The organism is Streptacidiphilus jiangxiensis, from assembly GCF_900109465.1.
GTDB classification, from domain to species: Bacteria; Actinomycetota; Actinomycetes; order Streptomycetales; family Streptomycetaceae; genus Streptacidiphilus; species Streptacidiphilus jiangxiensis.
This window is the reverse complement of record NZ_FOAZ01000006.1, coordinates 312,685-326,969: the sequence shown is the minus strand read 5'-3', so window position 1 is coordinate 326,969 and position 14,285 is coordinate 312,685. Positions and strand designations below refer to the sequence as shown.

11 protein-coding genes are annotated in these 14,285 nt (G+C 73.0%); 7 read left to right on the top strand and 4 right to left on the bottom strand.

What is annotated here, in order from left to right; translation table 11 throughout:
- Nucleotide 1 precedes the first annotated feature (1 nt).
- Complete coding sequence (locus tag BMY61_RS14660; protein ID WP_042451179.1) at nt 2–1,054, bottom strand: substrate-binding domain-containing protein; 1,053 nt, start codon at nt 1,052–1,054, stop codon at nt 2–4.
- A gap of 221 nt (nt 1,055–1,275) precedes the next feature.
- Between BMY61_RS14660 and BMY61_RS14655 the strand changes: the two genes are divergently transcribed.
- The 3 genes from BMY61_RS14655 to BMY61_RS14645 all read left to right on the top strand — a co-directional run bounded on the left by BMY61_RS14655 (nt 1,276) and on the right by BMY61_RS14645 (nt 5,542).
- Complete coding sequence (locus BMY61_RS14655; protein ID WP_042451178.1) at nt 1,276–2,355, top strand: hypothetical protein; 1,080 nt, start codon at nt 1,276–1,278, stop codon at nt 2,353–2,355.
- Between the two features lie 96 nt (nt 2,356–2,451).
- Nucleotides 2,452–4,230, top strand: a complete 1,779-nt coding sequence (locus BMY61_RS48375) for an Ig-like domain-containing protein (protein ID WP_075003904.1) — start codon at nt 2,452–2,454, stop codon at nt 4,228–4,230.
- A 91-nt stretch (nt 4,231–4,321) separates the two neighbouring features.
- Complete coding sequence (locus BMY61_RS14645; protein WP_042451319.1) at nt 4,322–5,542, top strand: FUSC family protein; 1,221 nt, start codon at nt 4,322–4,324, stop codon at nt 5,540–5,542.
- 59 nt (nt 5,543–5,601) lie between these two features.
- On the opposite strand, the gene BMY61_RS14640 is transcribed toward BMY61_RS14645, so the two are convergent.
- The 3 genes from BMY61_RS14640 to BMY61_RS46165 all read right to left on the bottom strand — a co-directional run bounded on the left by BMY61_RS14640 (nt 5,602) and on the right by BMY61_RS46165 (nt 8,147).
- Nucleotides 5,602–6,045 carry an ATP-binding protein gene (locus BMY61_RS14640; protein WP_052438942.1) on the bottom strand — a complete coding sequence of 148 codons (444 nt, stop codon included), beginning with the start codon at nt 6,043–6,045 and terminating at the stop codon, nt 5,602–5,604.
- A gap of 201 nt (nt 6,046–6,246) precedes the next feature.
- On the bottom strand, nt 6,247–7,812 hold the full coding sequence (locus BMY61_RS14635; RefSeq protein ID WP_042451170.1) for a Na+/H+ antiporter: 1,566 nt from the start codon (nt 7,810–7,812) through the stop codon (nt 6,247–6,249).
- A 161-nt stretch (nt 7,813–7,973) separates the two neighbouring features.
- Entirely contained in the window at nt 7,974–8,147 is a 174-nt protein-coding gene (locus tag BMY61_RS46165; protein WP_169791869.1) for a hypothetical protein, read from the bottom strand.
- Between the two features lie 171 nt (nt 8,148–8,318).
- Here BMY61_RS46165 and BMY61_RS14630 point away from each other — a divergent pair, with 171 nt between their 5' ends.
- The 4 genes from BMY61_RS14630 (at nt 8,319) to BMY61_RS14615 (ending at nt 14,247) form a co-directional block, all read left to right on the top strand.
- Nucleotides 8,319–10,604: an FdhF/YdeP family oxidoreductase gene (locus BMY61_RS14630; protein ID WP_236656124.1), complete on the top strand. Its 2,286-nt coding sequence runs from the start codon at nt 8,319–8,321 to the stop codon at nt 10,602–10,604.
- Between the two features lie 289 nt (nt 10,605–10,893).
- Nucleotides 10,894–11,259 (top strand): SAV_915 family protein, encoded by a 366-nt coding sequence (locus tag BMY61_RS14625; protein WP_236656122.1) that lies wholly within the window; start codon nt 10,894–10,896, stop codon nt 11,257–11,259.
- Nucleotides 11,260–11,269: 10 nt separating this feature from the next.
- Entirely contained in the window at nt 11,270–12,619 is a 1,350-nt protein-coding gene (gene lysA, locus BMY61_RS14620) for a diaminopimelate decarboxylase (RefSeq protein ID WP_042451164.1), read from the top strand.
- A gap of 293 nt (nt 12,620–12,912) precedes the next feature.
- Nucleotides 12,913–14,247 (top strand): hypothetical protein, encoded by a 1,335-nt coding sequence (locus BMY61_RS14615; RefSeq protein WP_042451163.1) that lies wholly within the window; start codon nt 12,913–12,915, stop codon nt 14,245–14,247.
- The last annotated feature ends 38 nt before the right edge of the window (nt 14,248–14,285 follow it).

Here is a 14,285-nt window from a genome sequence, read left to right as displayed (position 1 = left end):
CTCAGCCCGCCGCGCCGCCGCAGGAGGTGCGGATCTTCAGGTCGGGCAGCAGCGCGACGTGGCGCACCGGCGACGGCTCGGCCTCGGTGACGCGTCCCAGCAGCAGTTCCAGCGCCGCCCGCCCGACGAAGTGCTTCGGCGGCGCCACCGCCGTCAGCGGCGGGTCGCCGAGGGCCGCGACCACGTCGTCGTAGGAGACCACCGCGACGTCGTCGGGCACCTTGAGACCCCGCGCGCGCAGCAGCGGCGCGAGCTGGAGCGCGTCCTGGTCGTTGTGGACCAGCACCGCCCGGGCTCCGTCCTCGCCGCCCAGGCGGGAGACGACCTCGTCGAGGTCGCTCCCCGGCGGGTCGATGTCGACGACCGGCAGTGCCTTGAGCCCGAGCAGGCGCACGCCCTCGGCGTAGCCGGCACGCACCTGGTGCGCCGTCCAGGTGTCCGTGCGGGCCGCGAGCAGCACGGCGTCGTGGCCGAGGGAGGCCAGGTGCCGCAGGGCGAGCAGCACGCCGTGGCCATGGTCCGAGCCGACGGCGTCGAGCTGCGCGAAGGGGCTGCCGGGCGGGGCCTGACGTTCGACCAGGACGGTCGGGACGGGGAGGTCGCAGATCCACTCGCTGTCCTCCGGCGCCGTGTCCGGCCGCCAGTTGGGGGTGACCAGCAGGCCGTCGACGCCCGAGGCGAGCAGCTGGTCCACCTTGGCCCGGTCGTCGGCGGGCCGGTAGGCGGAGACGCCGAGCACCAGCCGCGCCCCGGCCGCGTCCGCGGCGGCGCGCGCCCCGGCGATGATCTCGTCGAAGTAGAGGCCGATGGTGGGGACCAGGATGCCGACGACCAGGTCGCGCCCTCCGGGCCCGGCGGCGTCCTCGCCACCGGGCAGGGAGACGGCGCCGTGCGAGCGGCGCAGTTGGCCGCTCTCGGCGAGGGCGGCGACGTCCCGCCGCACGGTGACGGCCGCCAGTCCCATCCCGGCTGCCAGGTCGACGACGCGGACGGTGCCCGACTCCCGTACGACCTCCAGGATCCGGGCCCGGCGCTGCTCGGCCGTCAACGTCATGGCTTCCTCCTGCGTCGGGGCGTGCGCCCTCGATCGACTGCTCGGATCAATTTGTATCATTCGATCGCGAGCTGATCGAGACGGGCGGGCACGGAAGGTGGGAGCAGCCCTGGTCGATCACCCAGTTCTGCGACGGACGCACCGTACGGATCACCAGTGGGCTACTCGCGGGTCGAACGCCAGTCTGTCGGTGCTCGTCCGCGCTCAGAAGGGAATGTCCCATGTCCGTCCGTCCGACGCACCGTCTCGTCGTGGGCAAGGCGCTCGTGTTCGGCGCCGTGCTCGTGCTCGCCGCACCCGGGATCTCGTACGCCGACACGGTGGCCGCCACCGTCCGCACCCCAGGTGCGACCCTGGGCCCCACCTCGACCTTCTCCGAGATCTCCACCCACGCCGACTGCGGCAGCGGCCTGATCTCCGGCGGGGGGATCGACCAGGCCGTCGGCACCGGCAGTGCGGCGCCCGGCAACCACGTCAACGGCACCGAGCCCAGCCCGGACGGCAGCACCGAGTACACCGGTTCCACCGGCGTCGTGGGCACCGACGTGACGCACTGGCTCGGCATCGGCGGCAGCGGCGGCGCGGTCAACAGCTCCTTCTCGACCACCCCCTACGCGGTCTGCTTCACCAGCAGCCTGATCGACCACACGCAGGTCGTCATGAACGACCTCGCCGGCCCGACGTCGGCCGCGACGGTGGGTCTGACCGTCGCCACCTGCCCGTCCGGCACCCGCCTGCTCGGCGGCGGCGCCCGTACCACCCCGGCCGGTGTCGGCAGCCTCAAGCCCGCCGCGAGCTACCCCACCTTCGACAACGCCGCCCACGACTACGGGCAGAAGGCCGCGGCGGACGGCGAGACCAACCCCGACTCCTGGGCAGCCGTCGGCTGGAACGGCGGAGGCGGCGGCAGCACCAACACCACCTACGCGTACGCGATCTGCAGCGGGAGCGGCATCGACGTCAGCGGCACCACGGTGACCGTGCGTTACACCGAGGTGAGCGGCCCCAACAGCGCCGACACCGGCCTGACCGCGACCGTGGGATGCGGCGCGAACGACGGCACGCTGGTCAGCGGTGGCGCCGCGATCAGCGGCGGCAGCGTCACCACCACCGACTTCACCGGGCCCGGCTCGGGCGGCGACCACCTCAACGGCAGCTACCCCAGCGACTCGAGCGGCAACCCCGTCGCCGACGCCACGACCACGGCCGCGTACTGGACCGCCTCCACCCACACCGGTGGCGCGGGTTCCACGACCAACCACTCCGACGTCTGGGCGCTCTGCGCCGACGACGGCGTCTGACCCACGACCCCCCGATCTCCCCGAGCAACTCGGTCCCCCGATCGCACGACCCGTCACGGGTCGGCCGCCGCCGACCCGGAGAGGCAGCACAACCCCATGAGAAGATCCGTCCTGTTCGCGCTGACCGGCACCACCGGCCTGTTGACGGCCGTGCTCGTGCCCGTCGCCACCGGCCCCGCCGCGGCCGCCGCCGTGTCGCCCTGCGGTGCCACCGGAGTCCTGGCGAGCTCGCCGAACAGCTGCACCTACACCGCCACCGGGACCGACACCTTCACCGTCCCGGACGGCGTCAGCGCGGTCACCGTCGACCTCTTCGGCGCCGAGGGCGGCAGCGCCGCCGGATACGTCGCCCCGAACCCGCCCAACGCCGGGGCGTCCGGAGGCCTGGGTGGCGAGACCCGGGCCACCCTCGCCGTCCGACCGGGCCAGACCCTCCGGCTCACGATCGGCGCCGCCGGCATACCCGGCAGCTCGCGCCACGGCGAGTTCGCCCGGCCCGGTGGCTTCGGCCACGGCTCGGGCGGCGGCGGAGCCCACGGCGGCGGCGGGTCCGGCGGCGGCGCCTCGGACGTGCGGACCGGCGCCTTCGGCGGGGGCGACCGCGTCCTGGTCGCCGGCGGCGGCGGAGGAGCCGGCAACGGCGGTCCGCTGCTGCACGGCGGCGCGGGCGGCGGTCCGGTCGCCCAGGACGGCGGCCAGGGTGGCGGACCCGACGGATCGGGAGTCGCCGGCGGTGGCGGCAGTCAGAGCGGCCCCGGCACGGGCAGCCCCAACTCCGCCCTCGGCGGCCCCGGCATCCCGGGAACCGACACCGACCCCAACACCGGCCTGCCCGACCCCGGCAGCGGCGGCCCCGGCGGGAACGGCGCACGCGGCGGGAACGGCGGCGGGGGCGGAGGCGGCGGCTGGTTCGGCGGCGCGGGCGGGTCCGGCGGCGGCAACCCGGGCAACCTGTACGGGGCAGGGGGAGGCGGCGGCAGCAGCCACGCCGCCTCGGACGCCACCGACGTCTCCCTGCTGCAGGGCGTCAACCAGGGCGACGGCCACGCCACGGTCTCCTTCCGCTACGACACCACGACCACCCTGACCGCCGACACCACCTCGCCCCTGTTCGGCCGTCCCGTCACTCTCACGGCCACCGTCGGCCCGGACAATGCCGGGGCCCCGACACCGACCGGCACGGTCACCTTCTCCGACGGCACCACCGCGCTGGCGACCGTCCCGTTGACCGACGGCCGCGCCGCCTTCACCACGAGCGGGTTCCAGCCCGGCATCCACCCGATCACCGCCGCCTACGGCGGCGACCCCAGCTCCATGCCGAGCGCGAGCGCCTCCCCGACCGGCGTCACCGTCGGCTTCGACGGGCCCTGCCTGACCGGCGCCCACCACGGCCCGCTGACCGTCCGGTCGGGGGACTCCCTGTGCCTGGGGGCGGGCGGCAGCCAGGACGGCCCCGTCACCGTCCGCCCGGGTGGCGCGCTGGCCGTCCTGGGCGCCGAGATCCACGGTCCCCTCGCCGCCGACGGCGCCGCCGCCCTCACCTTCTGCGGATCCACCTTCGACGCGCCCGTCAGCGTCCACGGCACCACCGGATTCCTGCTCGTCGGAGCGGCACCCGGCGCGTCCGGCGACTGCGGGGGCAACACCGTCCGCGGCCCGCTGACGCTGACCGCGAACACGGGCGGCCTGGACGTCTCGGGCAACACCGTGACGGCCCCCGTCACGCTCACCGCCAACAGCGGCGGCGGCCTGCCTCCCGAGCCCGCCGTGCCCACCTTCGAGGCCGACACCGTCACCGGCCCGCTGCGTTGCAGCGGCAACGCCCCCGACCTGACCGTCGACCCGCTCCTCGCCGGGCCCGGCTGCGGGGCGTAGGGATCCGGAACCTGAGGTGGGTCGAGGAGGGAGGTGGTGTGTCGGCTTGAAAGGCCCGCGCCGCACGGGGCATACGTAGGGGGTGTCCGCCATCCCTCGCATCCTGAGCAGCCCGAGCGCGCTGAGCCGAGCCCGCCGTGACCCCGTGGTGGTGCAGACGCTGCGGGGCACGGTCGCGGCGACGCTGTCCTACGCCGTCGCGGAGCAGCTGAGCAGTCAGCCCGCGCCGCTCACGGCGCCGCTGACCACCCTGCTCGTCGTGCAGGTCACCCTCTTCTCGACATTGACCACGAGCGCGCGCCGGGTCGTCGCCGTCGTCGCGGGCGTGGTGCTGGCCATCGGCTTCAGTTCGGTGATGGGACTCTCCTGGTGGAGTCTGGGACTGATCATCCTGGCCTCGCTGACGCTGGGCCAGTTCATCCGGGTGGGGGAGTTCGTCCAAGAGGTCGCCATCAGCGCGATGCTGGTGCTCGGTGTCACCCAGCTGGCCTCCCAGGCCTGGGACCGGGTGCTGGAGACCCTGATCGGCGCCGGGGTCGGGCTCTCCTTCAACCTCCTGTTCGCCCCGCCGGTCTGGGTGGAGAGCGCCGGCGAGTCCATCGAGGACCTGGCCCGCCGCGTCCGGCAGCTGCTGCTGCGGCTGGGCGAGGAACTGGACAGCCCCACCCCCGTCGCCCGCGCCGCCGAGCGGCTGCACGAGGCGCGGCGCCTGGACCAGTACATCGCCGAGGTCGACGCGGCGCTGCGCCAGGCCGAGGACAGCGTGCGGCTGAACCCGCGCATCAGCGAGCCGCTGCTCTCCCGCGTGGTGCTGCGCACCGGGCTGGACACGCTGGAGATCTGCGTGGTCGTGGTCCGCGTCCTCGCCCGCTCGCTGACCGACCTCGCCAAACGGCGTGGCAGCGACGACCCGCTGTTCGAACCCGAGATCGCCGCCGGTCTGCGCGACGTCCTCGGACATCTCGGCGGGGCCCTGGTCAGCTTCGGCGTGCTGGTGACGACCCAGGTCAGCCGGGACGCGGAGGGCGCCGAGGAGCGCCTCGCCGCGGAACTGCGGGCCGCCTGGTCCAGTCGCGACCACGTCGCGGAGCTGCTGCTGCGGCAGGTGCAACGGCATCCGGCCGCCTGGCAGCTCCACGGCGCGCTGCTGGCCGAGGTCGACCGGATCCTCGATGAACTCGACCTGGAGCACCGCACCCAGCGCCTGATGGAGGAGCTGGACCGTGGCGGCAGCCAGCGCCGCAGCCGCAGCGGTCCCCTGGCCCGCGTCCGCCGCCTCGCCCGCGGCGAGCCCCTGCGCTCCGCGCGCTGACCCGCGCCGACCCGCGCCGACCCGCGCTGACCCGCGGCCGACGCTGCCCGGGCGGCGGCTCAGGCGACCGGCGGAAGGGGAAGGTCGGCCCAGACGGCCTTGCCCGGTCCGTCCTGGCTCCATCCCCAGTCGGCGGAGAGCACCGCGACGATGTGGAGTCCGTGGCCGCCGGCACGTTCGGCCCGGTGCGGCAGCACGGGGCGGGGCGGGAGCGGGCTCGTGTCGCACACGATGATCCGGAGCAGGCCTGGGCGGTGCTCGAGGTCCACGGAGCGGGTGCCGCCGCCGTGCCGCTCCGCGTTCCCGAGCAGCTCGGCGGCGACCAGCACGACGTCGACCAGCACGACGTCGAGGGCCCGCTCCCCGTCCGCTTCGCGCGGCTCGGCGTCGGCGCGTCCTTCGGCCAGGGCCCGCCGGACGAACGCGATCCCGGTGGCCACGCGGTCCACCCCGGCCTCACCGGAGAGCTCGAGGTGCCAGGGGCCGGACGGGAAGGCAGTCACGGAGTGTGGACTCATCACGCTCCCCGACCGCCCCGTCCGGGGCGGGTGGCAGGCATCGGGACCGCCTCCTTGCTGGTGTCCGGTCGCACGGCGACTACCCAGGGCACCGGCCGTCACACCTGTGCGGGGAGTCGTCAGCTGCTCCGCCGGCGCGCGGACGCGGTCGCCCATGCGTGCACGTGGTCGTGAGCGCGTCGGCGGTCAGGCACCGCCGAGGCCCGTCTCCTCCAGGTCGAGCTCGTGCTGCAGGCGGCGGCGCGTGGTGTCGCTGATCTCGTGGTCGTCGTAGCGGCGGCGCAGTTCCGCGGTCTGGACGGCGATGACCTCGCGGCGCAGTTCGCGGTAGGCGGCCAGGACGGTCCGGCCTCCCGGAGTGCCGTTCTCCTCGGAGTCGGCGTCGGAACCGTGGTCGAGCTGGGCGTCGAGGCGGCGTCGGACGCGGTCCAGGGCGGCGTCGGGGACGGTCTCCAGGCCGGTGATGTCGTCGAGGTGGATCAGCGCGGTGCGGGCGAGCGCGGTGCGGGTGTCGGCCTCCTCGCGGGCCGTGTGCTCGGGTTCGAGCGCGAGGCCGGAGCGGTTGACCACGGCGGCGAGGGAGAGCCCCTGGACGACGAGGGTGAAGATGACGACGGCGGTGGTCAGGGTCAGGACCAGGGCGCGGCCCTCCAAGGGCTGGTGGGCCTCGGTCGTCAGCGGGATGGAGAGTGCCGCCGCCAGCGGCATCACGCCTCGGGTGCCCGCCCAGGAGGCGACCGCGGCCAGCCGCCACGAGGGGCGACCGGCCGTCGGCTTGACCGCGGCCGAGAGCGGCAGCATCCACAGCAGCCGCAGCGCGATCAGAGCCAGGGCGATGGCCAGGGCCTGCAGCGGCCAGGCCCCGGTGCCGGCGGGCAGGGCGCGGACCAGGGTGGGCAGTTCCAGGCCCACGATGGCGAAGACGACGCTCTCCAGCAGGAACACCACGACCGCGTAGACGGCCTGGAGCTGGAGCCGGATCCGGGCGTCGGTGAGCCGGTGGCTGGAGCGCCCGAGCAGGACGCCGGCGATGACGACGCAGGTGACCCCGGAGGTGTGCAGCTCCTCGGCGAGCACGTAGGCGGCGTAGGGGGTGACCAGGGCGATCACCGTCTCCAGCACCGGGTCGGTGGTGCGCCGCCGGATCAGGGCGACGACCCCGGCGATGGCGGCCCCGACGACGGTTCCGCCGCCGGCCAGCAGGAAGAACTCGCCGCCGGCCTGGGTCCAGCTCACCGCCGTGGTGGAGACGGCGACGGCCACCGCGACCTTGAACATGACCAGGGAGGTGGCGTCGTTGAACAGGCTCTCGCCCTGGACGAGCATCTGCACCCGTCCGGGCAGCGCGAGGCGACGCCCGAGGGCGGTGACCGCGACGGGGTCGGTGCTGGCCAGCACGGTGCCCAGCACGAGGGCCATGGCGCCGCTGAGCGGGGTCAGCCACGCCCCGAGCAGGCCGATCACCGCCGCCGAGGCGAGGACCAGCCCGAACGCCAGGATGATGACCGGCTTCCAGACGCTGCGCAGGTCGCGCAGGGACAGCTCCTCCGCCGAGGCGTAGAGCAGCGGCGGCAGCACCACGAGTCCGATGGTCCCGGGCGCGATGTGGAGTTCCGGGGTCCCGGGTATGAGTGCGACGCCGAGGCCGACCAGGACCAGCAGCGAGGGTGCGGGGATGCGCCACCGCTTGGCGCCGGTGGCCACGACGGTGGCCAGAACGACAAGGAGGAGGACGGTGCCCACGGCGCGCATCGAAACGGGTTCCTTCGAGTCTCACCGGAGGGCGTGGCCGCGTGCTCGCAGCCAAACGGCCCCTCCGCGCCGACCAGACTTCCCGGCACACCGTGTCGGGATCTTATCAACCCGTTAACCCAGTCACCAGCGGTTTCGTCGCGCACCCGGGCAGCTCGGGATCAGCCCCCGGCCGCGTCCTCCTCGGGCTCACCCTCGGGATCCAGGCCGACCTCCTCGCGGTCGATCTCGGTCCGCTCCTCGAGTTCGTCCTCGTCGGGGCGCCGGGGCAGGCCACCTCCGTGGCCGGTGTCCGGGTCGCCCTCGACGGCCTTGTTCGACTTGTGGTGTGCCATGGTCCCTCCTTCGACTCGCGTCCAGCACCACTCAAACCCCGGTGACGGACCGACGCAAACGCAGTCGCCTCCGGGCGTGTGGCTGCCGGTGATCAACGGGAATAGCCTGGCGTCAGAACGACGCAGCCTGCAGGAGCCGACGCCGGACCTTAAGCGCGGAAGGTGATGGTCGTGACCAGTTCCGAGGAGCCGAAGGCGGAGCCGCCGCAGTACCAGCCGTACCGTCATCCGGCGGCCGGGTGGGGTGCTGCGAAGAGCGTCACGGGCTTCCTGGTGCGCGAGGGCGAGTACGTCGACGGGCCGCGCGCGATCATGAAGATGAACCACGAGGACGGCGGCTTCGACTGTCCCGGCTGTGCCTGGCCCGACGACATCAAGGGCCTCAGGCTCGACCTGTGCGAGAACGGCATCAAGCACGTCACCTGGGAGATGACACGCAAGCGCGTGGACCGCGCGTTCTTCGCCGCGCACTCGGTGAGCGAGCTGTCCGGGTGGAGCGACTTCGCCCTGGAAGACCAGGGGCGGCTGACCGAGCCCATGGTCTACGACCCGGTCACCGACCACTACGTGCCGATCAGCTGGCAGGACGCGTTCGAGCTCGTCGGCAGCACCCTGCGCGGCCTGGACGACCCGAACCACGCCGCGTTCTACACCTCCGGCCGCCTCGGGAACGAGGCGACCTTCCTGTACCAGCTGATGGCCCGTGAACTGGGCACCAACAACCTGCCCGACTGCTCCAACATGTGCCACGAGGCCAGCGGCCGCGCCCTGCAGGCCGCGCTCGGCACCGGAAAGGGCACCGTCGACCTCAAGGACTGGGAGACCACGGACGCCCTGTTCGTCCTGGGCGTCAACGCCGCCTCCAACGCTCCGCGCATGCTGACGGCCCTGGCGATGGCGCACCGGCGCGGCGCGCAGATCGTCCACATCAACCCGCTGGTGGAGGCGGCCGCCCGTCGCACGATCATTCCCCACGACTTCGTCGACATGGCCCTGAACAAGTCGACCCGGACCAGCACCCTGAACATCCAGCCCCGGATCGGCGGCGACATGGCGTTGCTGCGCGGCATGGCCAAGGCGGTCCTGGAGCAGGCACGGCACGACCCGAAGGCACTGGACCACGTCTTCATCGATCGCCACACCAGCGGATTCGAGGAGTACCGCAAGGTCTGTGAGGACGCGAGCTGGGAGGAGATCGAGCGTCAGAGCGGTGTCGCCCGTGCGGAGATCCTCAAGGCTGCGCGTGTCTACCGGGACGCCGACCGCAGCATCGTCAGTTGGTGCCTCGGCGTCACCCAGCACGAGCACGGCGTCGACACCGTGCGCGAGATCGTCAACCTGCTGCTGCTCCGTGGCAACCTGGGCCGGGAGGGGGCCGGCCCCTCCCCGGTCCGCGGGCACAGCAACGTTCAGGGCAACCGCACCTGCGGCATCGACCACCGGCCCGCCACCGGGTTCCTGGACCGGCTCGACCAGGTCTGCGGCATCGTCTCCCCGCGCGCCCACGGCAAGGACACCGTGGCGACGATCGAGGCCATGCACCGGGACGAACTGAAGGTCTTCGTCGCGATGGGCGGCAACTTCGCGCTCGCCGCGCCGGACACCCCCTACACCCACGAGGGGCTGCGCCGGTGCGAGCTGACCGTGCAGGTCAGCACCAAACTGAACCGCAGTCATCTCGTCCACGGGCGCCGGGCGCTGATCCTGCCGTGCCTGGGCCGGACGGAGAAGGACCACCAGCGCGGGGGCGAGCAGAGCACCTCCGTCGAGGACTCGATGAGCATGGTCCACCTCTCGCGCGGCATGAAGCGCCCGGCCTCCCCGCGGCTGCTGTCCGAGCCGGCCATCGTGGCGGGCATGGCGCGGGCCGCACTGCCGGACAGCCGCACGCCGTGGCAGTGGTACGTCGAGGACTACGATCGCATTCGCGACACCATGGCCGAGGTGCTGGACGGCTTCGAGGACTTCAACCGGCGGGTGCGCCTACCGCTCGGCTTCCGCATCAAGCAGCCCGCCCGCGAGCTGGTCTTCCTCACCCCCTCGGGCAGGGCCGAGTTCTCCGCCGCGCCGCTGCCCGACGTCGTGCCCGCCGCGGGCACACTCGCACTCGGGACGATGCGCAGCCACGACCAGTGGAACACCACCATCTACTCCGACAACGACCGCTACCGGGGTGTGCGGAACCTGCGCACGCTGATCTTCATGAACGCCGACGACATGCGCGATCGCGGCCTGACCGAGTTCACCCCCGTCGACATCACCGCCACCGCCCGCGACGGCTCCACCCGCTCCCTCACCGGATACCTGGCCATCCCCTACGACATCCCTCAGGGCTGCGCGGCCGGCTACATGCCCGAGATGAACGTCCTGTGCGCCATCGGCGACCACAGCACCCAGAGCGACCAGCCCCTCATGAAGCACCTCAAGGTGACGGTGACCCGCTCAGGTCCTCCATGAGGAACCGGGCGGCGATGCGGCAGTCGGCATGGACGTCGGGCTCAGCCTCCGGCGGATTCTCCGCGGTCGCGGCCACGACGGCTTGACGGGCCTGACGACGATCACGGTGTGACGGCCGCCACGCAGCCGCCACTGCTGCGACAACATTCCCGCCCGTCGCGTCAGGAACGCATCAGGGCCGCTCACCCCTGCCGGAACAGCGGGAATAGCGTCTGAGGCGACGGATCGGCGCGCCCCGGCGGGCCGGTCGCAGACGACTTCTCCCGTCGGAAAGGAAGGGGTGCTGACGATGGCTCGGTACCTGTACGGAGACGACCCGGAACCCGAGGAATCCGTCCCCGCCGGGCTGCTGCTGGTTCCGGTCCGGCCGGGCCCCGGAGGCGACGTGCTCCGCCTGTTCCGCACACCGCTCGGCGCCCGCACGGCCGTCGCGTTCACGAGTGCGACGCACCTGTCCGCCGTGCTCGGGCCCGACCAGCGAAGCATCACCCTCGCGGAACCCGCCCTCCGGAACCTGGCCGGCGCCCTCGGCATCGCGACCCTGACGGTAGACCCGCAGTTGGTCGCCGCGCCCGCCCCCGCGCTGGAGGAGCCGGACCACTGGCGCGTGCCCCGGACCCCGGCCCGCCTCGCCGCCCGTCCGCGCGTCGCCTGAGGGGGCTTCGATGACAACCACACTGCCGCTGCCCAGGAGCCGCGGGACCGGCGACGCGGACCTGCCCTGGCTCCCGGTCTGGCCCGGCTCCACCCGGCCGACGGCCCACGGGGACCTCTCCGTCGGCGGCGTTCCCCTCGCCGAGGTCGCCGAGCGCTTCGGCACCCCCGTCTACCTCGTCGACGAGGACGAGGTGCGGGCCCGCTGCCGCCTCTACCGGGAGGCCTTCGCGGAGGCGGAGATCCACTACGCCGCCAAGGCGTTCCTGTGCCGGGCGATGGCGCACTGGGTCGAGGAGGAGGGTCTCGGCCTGGACGTCTGCTCGCGCGGCGAGTTGGAGCTCGCGGTGACGACCGGCTTCCCCGCCGAGCGCATGATCCTGCACGGCAACGCCAAGAGCCCCGACGAGCTGGAGGCTGCGTTGCGTCTCGGCGTCGGCCGGATCGTCATCGATTCCACGGCCGAGATCGCCCGCATCGCCGCGCTGGTGCCCTACGGCGCCCGCCAGCGCGTGCTGCTGCGGATCGCCCCCGGCATCGCCGCCGGCGCTCACCCGGCCGTGCGCACCGGGACCGCCGACCAGAAGTTCGGCCTCTCCAGCACCGACGGTACCGCGCAGTTGGCGATCGCCCGCGTGTTGGAGCAGCCCCGGCTGGAGCTGGTCGGCCTGCACTGCCATCTCGGCTCGCAGATCAGCAGCGTGAAGCCGTACCTGCTGGCGGTGCGGCGGATGGTCGCGCTGATGCACGGGACGCGGCAGGCCCACGGCGCGGTCCTGCCCGAGCTGGACCTCGGCGGCGGCCACGCCATCGCCTACCGCCCCGGCGAGGACGCTCTCGACGTGCGCGCGCTGGCCTCCCGCGTCCGTGCGGAGCTGCGGTCCGCGTGCGCCACGGTCGACCTCCCGGAGCCTCGGCTGTTGCTGGAGCCGGGCCGGGCGATCGCCGGCCCGGCGGGCGTCGCGCTCTATCGGGTCCTCTCGGTCAAGCAGAACGGCCGGCAGACCTTCGTCGCCGTGGACGGGGGCATGAGCGACAACCCGCGGCCCGCGCTGTACGGCGTCCGCTATGCCCCGCGCCTGGTCGGCCGGGCCGCGAGCGCGGAGCTGAGCCCGGTGCAGGTCGTGGGCCGCCACTGCGAGGCGGGGGACGTCCTGGCGGCGGGGGTGGAGCTCCCGGCGGACATCCGCCCCGGCGACCTGCTGGCCGTCCCCGCCTCGGGCGCCTACCACCTCTCGATGGCCTCCGGGTACAACCTCGTCGGCAGGCCCCCGGTGGTCGCCGTCACGGGCGGCACGGCCCGCCTGCTGGTCCGCCGGGAGTCCCTGGCGGACGTCCGCAGCCGCGACGTGGGCCTGTGAGCCGAGCCGGCGGGCCGAGCATATGAAACGGCGTCCCGGGTCGGCCTGAGGCTTCATCAAATCCCTTCGGGGATCCACGAACTGTATGTCCGGTCGCGTCATCCTCGCCCGCGCTCGCCAGTCGCTCGACATCGGCGTGGCCGATGAATCGCCCACAAATAATCGTTCCACGTGTCTTGACGTGTCCGCGCAGAGTTGGCCAGTATCCGTACTCCGCGCCGTCACTCTCGGGGGCTCGGACTTCCGGGGGATGGGTGAGTGTCCGCCCATCATGGTCCGAACAGGAGAACGTCATGGGGAACACGAGGGGTTCATGGGGCCGGGGAGCCAGGCCGCGCGCCGCCGCCTTCGCGGTCGGCATCGCGCTGGCCGCCGGGTCGCTGTTCGTCGGGGGAAGCGCGCAGGCCAGTGCCAAGCCCGTCTCGCCGACGCCCTCGGCGCCCAACTCCAGCTGCTACCCCAGTGGGGGTCAGTTCCACTGCTACGCCATCGGCTGGGACAACACGCACGGCCCGTACTGGGGCCTGGGTGTCACCCGATCGGACATCAACATCTCCGGCATCGCGGCGGGGAGCAACTGCTCCGCCACCCCGACCATCAATCCCGGGACGACCGAGTGGTCGTTCCCGGGCGGCGGCGGCATCGCCTACCAGTCGCAGTGGATCACGCTGGCCGGTCAGCAGGGCCTCGACTGGGAGGAGATAGGCACCGGCCACCGCTGCAATTACGAGAACTTCTGGTACTGGGGCTATGCCCTGAACGGGAACTGGTACCCGCTGGGCGTCCACGACCAGAGCTACATAGGGCCCAACTCCCAGCACCGGTTCAGCATTTTCCGCGCCGGAAACACGTGGTACTACCAGGTCGACAACACCACCATGGGCACCACGCCCAACTGGGGGACGACGACCGGGACGAGCGTGCAGTTCGGCCTCGAGAGCTGGGACCCGGGAGCGAGCACGACCGGCCAGCCGTACTTCAACATCCAGTACGTCAACGGCAACGCCCAGAACGTCAACATCAGCGGCCGGCAGGGATCCTCGGTCGACCCCTGGATGTGCGGGGTGTGGAGTTCGGACACCGAGTGGTGGGGAGGAGAGGGCTCCGGCTGCGGCTTCTCCTCGGCCGCGGCCGCCCAGGCTGCGGCGGCCCGGTCCGTGACGGGTTCGACCGCATCCGCCTTCGCATCCGCGGCCGCATCCGCGGCCGCCGCGAGGCCGATCCCGATGACGGGACGAGCGGATGCCCGCGACGGCATGACCTCCGCCCAGTTGACCGACGACTGCACCAAGGTGGCCAAGACCGAGACCGAGCGCTACGGCGTCGCGGGCACCGTCGTGAGCGCCTACGGACGCTCCGCCACGGCGGTCACCGGCTGGAAGTCGCACCACCTGGCCAGGGACGGCAAGTCGCTCAACGCCGGCCAGACCGACGCCGCCGGCCCGGTCGCCATCTGTGCGATCAAGGGCGACTACCAGATCCCCACCCCGCCGCCGGCGCCGGGGACCACGCCGATGACCTACGACCTGGCCATCGTCACCGTCGACAGTCACGGTCAGGTCAGGCCGTTCGCCTACGGCAACGAGAAGACGCTCGCGGATCTGCTGACCCCGCCGACCGCGGGCTGACCGCTCCCCGACGTCCCCGGCCCGCACCGGCCGGGGAC

Excerpts from the sequence above, each read along its gene's own strand:
- BMY61_RS14660 (WP_042451179.1), bottom strand. The coding sequence starts at position 1,054 with ATGACGTTGACGGCCGAGCAGCGCCGGGCCCGGATCCTGGAGGTCGTA.
- BMY61_RS14655 (WP_042451178.1), top strand. The coding sequence starts at position 1,276 with ATGTCCGTCCGTCCGACGCACCGTCTCGTCGTGGGCAAGGCGCTCGTG.
- BMY61_RS48375 (WP_075003904.1), top strand. The coding sequence starts at position 2,452 with ATGAGAAGATCCGTCCTGTTCGCGCTGACCGGCACCACCGGCCTGTTG.
- BMY61_RS14635 (WP_042451170.1), bottom strand. The coding sequence starts at position 7,812 with ATGCGCGCCGTGGGCACCGTCCTCCTCCTTGTCGTTCTGGCCACCGTC.
- BMY61_RS46165 (WP_169791869.1), bottom strand. The coding sequence starts at position 8,147 with ATGGCACACCACAAGTCGAACAAGGCCGTCGAGGGCGACCCGGACACC.
- BMY61_RS14625 (WP_236656122.1), top strand. The coding sequence starts at position 10,894 with ATGGCTCGGTACCTGTACGGAGACGACCCGGAACCCGAGGAATCCGTC.
- lysA (WP_042451164.1), top strand. The coding sequence starts at position 11,270 with ATGACAACCACACTGCCGCTGCCCAGGAGCCGCGGGACCGGCGACGCG.
- BMY61_RS14615 (WP_042451163.1), top strand. The coding sequence starts at position 12,913 with ATGGGGAACACGAGGGGTTCATGGGGCCGGGGAGCCAGGCCGCGCGCC.